The organism is Mycobacterium sp. NPDC003449, assembly GCF_053588415.1.
This window is the reverse complement of record NZ_JBSFPX010000365.1, coordinates 1-1,755: the sequence shown is the minus strand read 5'-3', so window position 1 is coordinate 1,755 and position 1,755 is coordinate 1. Positions and strand designations below refer to the sequence as shown.

Genomic DNA, 1,755 nt, shown 5'->3' with positions numbered 1-1,755 from the left:
GCCCAGGACTGCCCGGCCGGGTTGAGATAGGTGGTGTCGCCGGCGTCGGCGATCATGATGCGGGTCTGCCACCTCGACACCTGCCCGGTGGGCGTGGCCACCCAGAACCCGGTGCTGCGCGAACGGTTCAACGGCAAACCGGAATTCGTGGAGAACTTCTTCATGTTCATCGCCGAGGAAGTCCGGGAACTCATGGCGCAGCTGGGCTTCCGAACCGTCAACGAGATGGTCGGCCAGGTCGGCATGCTGGACACCACCCGCGCGGCCGAGCACTGGAAGGCACACAAGCTCGACCTCTCGCCGGTGCTCTACGAGCCGGAATCGGCGTTCATGAACCAGGACCTGTACTGCAGCTCACGACAGGACCACGGCCTGGACAAGGCGCTGGACCAGCAGCTGATCGTGCAGAGCCGCGAGGCCCTCGACAGTGGCGTTCCGGTCCGCTTCGCGACGAAGATCACCAATGTCAACCGGACGGTCGGTACCATGCTCGGCCACGAGGTCACCAAAGCCCATGGCGGGCAGGGGCTTGCCGACGGAACGATCGACATCACCTTCGAAGGGTCGGCGGGCAACAGCTTCGGCGCGTTCGTGCCGAAGGGGATCACGCTGCGGGTGTACGGCGACGCCAACGACTACGTCGGCAAGGGTCTGTCGGGTGGGCGCATCGTGGTGCGCCCCGCCGACGAGGCCCCCGACGAGTTCGCCGCCGAGGACAACATCATCGCGGGCAACGTGATCCTGTTCGGCGCCACCAGCGGCGAGGCCTTCCTGCGCGGCCAGGTGGGCGAGCGGTTCGCGGTCCGCAATTCCGGCGCGCACGCGGTGGTGGAGGGGGTCGGCGATCACGGCTGTGAGTACATGACCGGCGGCCGGGTGGTCATCCTCGGCCCCACCGGCCGCAACTTCGCCGCGGGGATGTCGGGCGGTATCGCCTACGTCTACGACGCGGCGGGCTCGCTGGCCGAGAATCTCAACGCCGAGATGGTGGCCATCGAGGCCGTCGAGGAGTCCGATGCCGAATGGCTCCGGGGGATCGTCGCCGCGCACGTCGACGCGACGGATTCGACCGTGGGACAACGCATCCTGTCTGATTGGGACAACGAGGTGAAGCATTTTGCCAAGGTCATGCCGCGCGACTACAAGCGCGTGCTGGCCGCCATCGCCGAGGCCGAACGAGCCGGCGAGAACGTGAACGAGGCGATCATGGCGGCGGCCAATGGCTGATCCGCGCGGCTTCCTCAAGACCACCTCTCGCGAGCTCCCGCAGCGCAGGCCGGTGCCGCTGCGGCTCAAGGACTGGAAAGAGGTCTACGAAGACTTCTCCCACGACGTCCTGCGCGGCCAGGCATCCCGATGCATGGACTGCGGTATTCCGTTCTGCCACAACGGTTGCCCGCTCGGGAATCTGATCCCGGAGTGGAACGATCTGGTGTACCGGGACCGGTGGCGCGACGCGATCGAACGGCTGCACGCGACCAACAACTTCCCGGAGTTCACCGGGCGGCTGTGCCCGGCGCCGTGCGAGTCGTCCTGTGTGCTCGGGATCAACCAGGATCCGGTCACCATCAAGCAGGTCGAGGTCGAGATCATCGACAACGCCTTCGACGAGGGCTGGGTGGTCCCCAAGCTGCCCGATGTGCAGACCGGCAAGAAGGTCGCGGTCGTCGGGTCCGGGCCGGCCGGTCTGGCCGCCGCCCAGCAGCTCACCCGGGCCGGCCACACCGTCACGGTGTTCGAGCGGGCCGACCGGAT

1 protein-coding gene and 1 pseudogene are annotated in these 1,755 nt (G+C 67.2%); both read left to right on the top strand.

The window, feature by feature from the left end; translation table 11 throughout:
• Window positions 1-42: 42 nt before the first annotated feature.
• Window positions 43-1,227, top strand: a pseudogene (locus ACWDTP_RS38340) (GltB/FmdC/FwdC-like GXGXG domain-containing protein); the annotation flags it as partial.
• A partial coding sequence (locus tag ACWDTP_RS38335; RefSeq protein ID WP_450028425.1) for an NAD(P)-binding protein occupies window positions 1,220-1,755 on the top strand: 536 nt, incomplete at its 3' end. The pseudogene ACWDTP_RS38340 and the gene ACWDTP_RS38335, both read left to right, overlap by 8 nt.